This window comes from Nostoc sp. UIC 10630 (genome assembly GCF_010747425.1).
Classification (GTDB): Bacteria; Cyanobacteriota; Cyanobacteriia; order Cyanobacteriales; family Nostocaceae; genus Nostoc.
Genome location: NZ_JAAGOG010000324.1, coordinates 1 through 6,024 on the forward strand (window position 1 = coordinate 1; position 6,024 = coordinate 6,024).

The 6,024-nt window shown below is 40.4% G+C and carries 7 protein-coding genes; 3 read left to right on the top strand and 4 right to left on the bottom strand.

Annotated elements, in window-relative coordinates; all coding sequences use genetic code 11:
• The 3 genes from G1O98_RS36300 to rpiA all read right to left on the bottom strand — a co-directional run.
• Nucleotides 1–562 (bottom strand): MGMT family protein (locus G1O98_RS36300; protein ID WP_243458643.1); only part of this gene is annotated, 562 nt, incomplete at its 3' end.
• Nucleotides 563–637: 75 nt separating this feature from the next.
• Complete coding sequence (locus G1O98_RS36305; RefSeq protein ID WP_163939044.1) at nt 638–1,303, bottom strand: PAP/fibrillin family protein; 666 nt, start codon at nt 1,301–1,303, stop codon at nt 638–640.
• 88 nt (nt 1,304–1,391) lie between these two features.
• Nucleotides 1,392–2,099 (bottom strand): ribose-5-phosphate isomerase RpiA, encoded by a 708-nt coding sequence (rpiA, locus tag G1O98_RS36310; RefSeq protein WP_163939046.1) that lies wholly within the window; start codon nt 2,097–2,099, stop codon nt 1,392–1,394.
• A gap of 193 nt (nt 2,100–2,292) precedes the next feature.
• Between rpiA and G1O98_RS36315 the strand changes: the two genes are divergently transcribed.
• Nucleotides 2,293–2,772: a hypothetical protein gene (locus G1O98_RS36315; protein ID WP_163939048.1), complete on the top strand. Its 480-nt coding sequence runs from the start codon at nt 2,293–2,295 to the stop codon at nt 2,770–2,772.
• Between the two features lie 150 nt (nt 2,773–2,922).
• Nucleotides 2,923–3,597: an S-layer homology domain-containing protein gene (locus G1O98_RS36320; RefSeq protein ID WP_175587010.1), complete on the top strand. Its 675-nt coding sequence runs from the start codon at nt 2,923–2,925 to the stop codon at nt 3,595–3,597.
• Nucleotides 3,598–3,630: 33 nt separating this feature from the next.
• Here the strand turns inward: G1O98_RS36320 and G1O98_RS36325 are convergent, their stop codons facing one another.
• A complete protein-coding gene (locus tag G1O98_RS36325) occupies nt 3,631–4,917 on the bottom strand; it encodes a hypothetical protein (RefSeq protein WP_163939052.1) in 1,287 nt (428 codons plus the stop codon).
• Nucleotides 4,918–5,347: 430 nt separating this feature from the next.
• Between G1O98_RS36325 and G1O98_RS36330 the strand changes: the two genes are divergently transcribed.
• On the top strand, nt 5,348–5,965 hold the full coding sequence (locus G1O98_RS36330) for a CBS domain-containing protein (protein WP_175587011.1): 618 nt from the start codon (nt 5,348–5,350) through the stop codon (nt 5,963–5,965).
• Nucleotides 5,966–6,024: the final 59 nt, after the last annotated feature.

Here is a 6,024-nt window from a genome sequence, read left to right on the forward strand (position 1 = left end):
CTAATATTCTATGTATTGGATAATCAGTAGCCGAGGTTTTTTTCAGATATGTAGGAATAGCTCTTAAATAGCTATTATCAACTCCTATAGCTTTAATTATCTGTTTATATGTAACTACTTTTCCACTGGGAATTTTGATAATAAAATCTAGAAATCTTTCATAAGGATTTTCAGGTAATGCTGGAAATTTATGAGCTTGAGCCTGAAATTTACTACCAACTTGAATTTGACCTGATTGAGTAACTACGCCTAAGATTCCTCTTTTGCCCTTGATGCTCTTAAATGATTCTACTAAGTGGGCTATTCGCTTACACGGTTCGCAGTAAAAAGTTAGACGAATTGCCGCACCACTTTCAAAAGTTAACAGAGATCCAGGAATAAATTTATCAAATCCTATCCCTGTAACCACAATATTTTCTCGCAATTGTCCTGGTTGAATTGATAAGTCTAAAATATCTTCATCCCTAACAATTAAAACTTGCCTAGGACTTATCGGATCGGCATTAATATCTTCTTCTATACCATAACCTAACTTTAAATTTAATGTTTTAAGCTCTACCATCGCAGAAGCTGATTTTACCTTAGTGAAAAGATGCGTTATTGAGAGAGCCATATTCATTCATCGGCGCGATCAATTTCAAATTGAGGAGGTGAAATCAGGTAAATTATCAGATTTACTAAGGATGAATAAACTTCCATCTCCTCCACGGCCAATTCTTAAGGTTTCATCTAAATAAGTAATGTCTAATGTCGCAGTCCTGCTAGTAGGATTATTAGCTGAGACAACCTTAAATGGGTTGAGTTGAGGAGTATTAATACCAACAATTTTCTCAATCGATAGGTAGCGTTTGTCAAAATACACGTTGAGGCGTTTGTTAGGTAGAGGTTCTAAATCTTCTTTTGCTGGCTCAAAGCTAGCTGTCACTTTAACATATCCTGATACTAGCCCCAGAGGATGTTTAACCTTAGCTAGATTGAAAAACAATTTATTTGCAACATCAATTACTTGATAAACTTTACCCAGCTTTAAGCCCAATGGGAGAGAAACTAAAGAACGGATTTCTCTGGCAGTAGAGTATTGCAGTTGCCAAGCTCCGTCTAACAAATGAGTCGCGTTGAGCAGAGGATTTAGATTCGGATTGACGCTCTCTAGTTCCGTCGTCAATTCTTCAATTTCTTCGGCTAAGGTTTTGTCTAGCTTCAAATCCGTAACAGGAGAGCCATCGCTCTTAGCTTGAATCTCCTCAAGCTTGGCTTGTAATTTTTCCTTAAGCAAGACATGGACCAAGTAGCGATCACGCATTTTAAATTAGTGTTTGGATGAACTGAACCTGCTGCTTAATTTTGGATTTTAGATGTCTCTAAAATCTAAAATCCAAAATCTATAACTCTTACAGTTGCCGCACTAATGGCTGACCATCTTTGACTTCACCAATCAAAACTAAATCGACACAGTTAACAAAAATCCCATTTTCCAGAACACCGGGAATGTTATTCAATGTTTTTTCTAGGCTGACTGGATCTTCAATAGAGTCAAATCTGACATCTAAGACAAAGTTACCTTGGTCAGTGATCACTGGGCCAGCTTTTTTGACACCCATGCGGAGTTCGGGTTTCCCACCGAGTTTTTTAATGGCATTGGTTACAGGAGTAATTGCCATTGGAATCACTTCCACGGGTACAGCAAAACTAGAACCCAAGCGATCTACTAATTTGCCACTATCTACCACGACGATAAACTGTTCTGCCAGGTAGTCTACGACTTTCTCGCGGGTATGTGCTGCACCACCGCCTTTAATCAAATTCTTCTGCGGATCAACTTCATCTGCCCCATCAATGGCAATATCGATGTGGTCAATAGCATCTAAGGTAGCGAGAGGGATACCATACTGCTTCGCCAGCACTTCTGACTGAAACGAGGTAGGTATGCCAATGATATCTTTGAGTTCACCAGACTTGAGGCGATCGCCTAAAAACTGAATCGTATATGCTGTAGTTGACCCCGTACCCAACCCGACGATGGAACCCGATTTTACCAGGGCGGCAGCGGCTTTGCCAACTTCTTGCTTCATCAACTTTACGGGATCTGTTCCTGTCATTCCCAAAACTCCTGAAAAACTGACTATAGTCCATAGTAGTGGGCAGATAACATCAAAAGATGAAAGGTAAAAAACAAGTTTTTGCTAATTTCTGCTTCCTTTATTAGGAACTTGTAAAAAATAAAACATCGTAGTGTCCGGAAGAGAGGAGATTGCTTATGCAAAAAAATGGTATATTAATATACTATAAACTATGGCAACGCCACAGCATACTGGTCTTACCTTCGAGAAACTTGTCGCCCAGATCGCCCCAGAAGTGTCAAATACCTTCACAGTAGAGCAATTAGAAGCCATCAAAAGGGTTTTTAACTCTCGTGTTTGGACTCGTCATTCTTTAGACATAAGAGTTTCAGTACCAATTCCCGGATTAAGGTTTTATCTGGTGTTGCTAGCAGGTTCAGAACGTCGTTCTAAAATGCGTTTACGCTCTGAAAAATGTTTATATCCTTTTTGGACTCCTGCCAATACCTTGTTTGTCATAGGATTTTTAATGATTCTATCGGCTTGTGGCTACACTATATTTTCTGTTGCATCGTTTTCACTGACTCCTCTAACGACCTTGGATTACCCTACTTCAATTCCTTGGATTAACGATAAATCAGAATGTGAACACACCAGTAGAGTCTGGAATGATGGGAAGTGCTGGGATTCTGAACACAGTCCTAATTTTTAAAGCTACACTCCCGTAGCTACGCTACGCAACATTGCCCAGCCTAAATTCGTCACTAGCTGAGTTACAGGTTATTAAGAACACCAAATTTTGCGTTAACCTCAGTAACGTAGTTTTTTAAATTCACGTTAGTAGCTAAAAGTGGTTATGGTGATGCGTCAGCTTTCAATTACTCTATCTTTAGTAGCACTACTACAAAATTTACCAGCAATTGCTCAAGTGCCAGAAACGACTTCTGGAACCTCATCTGATTCTATTCAACAGGTAATTGCTGCGAAATGGATGACAAACTTTTCTGATGGCAAGTTTTATCCAGAAAGGTTAGTGAGCAGGGCAGAATTAGCGTCGATTATGGTAAAAGCATTTCGGCTTGATAAAAGAGAAGCTGTTAACAAAGCAAATTTAACGATTCCAGATGTTCCTCGTTCTTATTGGGCATTTAATGATATACAGACAGTCTTAAAAACTGACATCATGAAAGGCTATCGGGGCAATGAGTTTTTCCCTAATCAAAAGGTGACAAAGGCAGAGGCTCTTGCTATTTTCGCTCAAGCTTATGGTGTATTTCAGTTTCCTGATGAGGCTGTTAATGAGATTCTGGCTTCACATCCAGATGAAAAGTCTATCCCAAGTTGGGCTAGAAAAGCGATCGCTACAGTAGCTACAGAAGGATTTCTCAATACAGATGCTCAAGGAAATATTTCTCCACTAAAACCCGTTACCCGTGGAGATATGGCTTATGTATTGAGTAAGTATTTACAACGACAACAGCGACAGCCCGAAACACCAGAAGTTCCAATTATTCAAAATAGCCCACAATCACCTTAGTTAGACTTATCTAGTTAAGCGACCTGCTGACAATCAGTTTTGACCGGGACTTCTATACTTGTCTCGCAGCTGGCGAAGATATAAGGAATTAGATTGTGTTGGTTGCTGCTGCACATAATTCCCATAATTAGACTGTGGTGATTGCGCCGGCTGCTGCAAGCCATAATTCGCATATCCCATAGGATTTGTGGGAGTGACAACACCTTGACCCGGAATCTGGCTAGAGTAAGGTGCAATATTAGTTGGTATGCCAGAGGTGACTGGGAGCGTTCCTGGTGCTACATTAGGCACTACCTGACCGTTATTTAAATTACTGTAGGGATTTTGCTGCAAGTTCGTATAACCTGTACCAGTATTTAACCCATTACTAGGCACTACCTGACCGTTATTTAAATTATTGTAAGGATTTGGCTGCAAGTTTGTATAACCTGTACCAGTATTTAACCCATTATTAGGCACTACCTGACCGTTATTTAAGTTACTGTAGGAATTTTGCTGCAAGTTCTTACCCGTTGACATATAGCCTGTCCCAGTAGTTAACCCAGTACTTGGTAGAGAATTCTGACTGGATAAGCTATTCATGGGTGGCATTAACGTTGTTCCTGGCTCAGAGGCTCGGCCCAAAGCATTTGTCTGAGTTGCAGTAGTACCATTAAAGCCAGACAGCTTCTGATTTGTCGATTGATTGAGTATTGCTTGGAGAGGGCTGACAGAGGCAGAATTCTGATTCTTGTTGGTTTGATTCGTGAATCCAATTCCCAGGTTAGAGGATGTCTGTTCTCCCTCTTTTGGTTCAGATGCCCCAGTTAAAGTTTTTATACCTAGAAACTGATTATTATCAACTGTCCCAGTCCGCAATAAATTTTCGGTTTGTACTACAAAAGGATTTTTTAGGACGGGGGGAGTGTTGCCATTAACTCCTAAAGTAGGATTTAATTTGGCATCATTAGCAGACTTTTGTTTGTTAATTACATCCTCTAATAGACTTTTGCTGTTTTTTGCCTCAGTTTTTTCCTTGGGAGTATTTGCCGTTAATGAGAGAGTTGCTTGCTCAAAGTCATTAAATAAAACTGGCAGGTTATCAATATCGGCTGCAATGGCTCTGTTTTCTGCTGATAGTGAGGAATCAGTAGGGGTTTGTGAAGTAACTTTATTTTTTTGCTTATAAACGAAAATATCTGGATTTGACCAGTATTCCCAGGTTACTAGCCCCACTACAGATAAAAAAATTGCAGTTACCCAAAAACCAGGTCGCCCTAGATTCCATAACCTGGCTCTGAGATAGCGTAAGTAGGCGGGAGGATAATGACGATGTGGCATGGGATTGCTAATTGAAATTTACTCAAAATCGGGAAAAATTGACGGAAACTGAAGGCGTTGCTGTTTAATGCTTTTGCTTTCCTTAACAGGAAATATCTCAACTAAAGTTGGATCGTGATTTTATCCTAACTTCTCCATCAGTTATTAGTCATTACCAATAGATATGTAACAGTCAAAAATTTACTTTTTAGCGGCTGGAGTGGTTTGGCAAGATTTTCTAGAAAGTTACGGCAATTTATGGTTGGTTTTTGGGCATTGGTCACATTGGATAACATCACGAGTTGACAGTTGTTCTAAGTTTATTGTTATAGCTGGACAAAGATTCGACTTTTTTACTTTCTAGTTAGCAAACTGTAGGCTGCAATGCTTCGATATATACGCCTCTGAGGGCGCTGTGCCGCACCGTACTATTAACCAGGAGACTACAGCAATGATGAAAGCTGAAGATATCATGACCAAAGATGTAGTTACCATTCGCGGTTCAGCGACTGTTGCTGAAGCAGTGGTGCTGATGAAGGAAAAAAAATTGCGGGCGCTAGTTGTAGATATTCGCCATGAGAACGATGCTTATGGCATTGTCACAGAAACAGATATTGTCTATAAGGTAACAGCCTACGGTAAAGATCCAAAGCAAGTCTGGGTTTACGAGATTATGAGCAAGCCCTGCATTGTGGTAAATCCTGATTTGGGTGTGGAATATGTAGCACGGTTATTTGCTAACACTGGTATTCATCGGGCACCTGTGATTCAAGGCAAGCTGTTGGGTATCATCTCGATTACCGACATTTTGACCAAAAGCGACTTTGTGGAAGCGCCAAAAGCGCTACTGCTGGAGGAGAGAATTCAAAAAGCAATTCAACAGTCTCGCGCTATTTGCACTGAACAAGGTGCTTATTCTAAAGCCTGTGCAGCCGCTTGGGATGAGGTAGAAGAACTCCAGGCTGAAGCTGCTCATCAGAAAGCTGAGGGGATGGTATCAGCTAAAGTCTCTTTTGAAGAATATTGCAAGGAAAATCCAAATGCACCGGAATGCCGAAATTTAAAGTAGGGAATGGGGAATGGGGAATGGGGAATTGGGAATTGGGAATGGGGAATTGGGAATTGGGA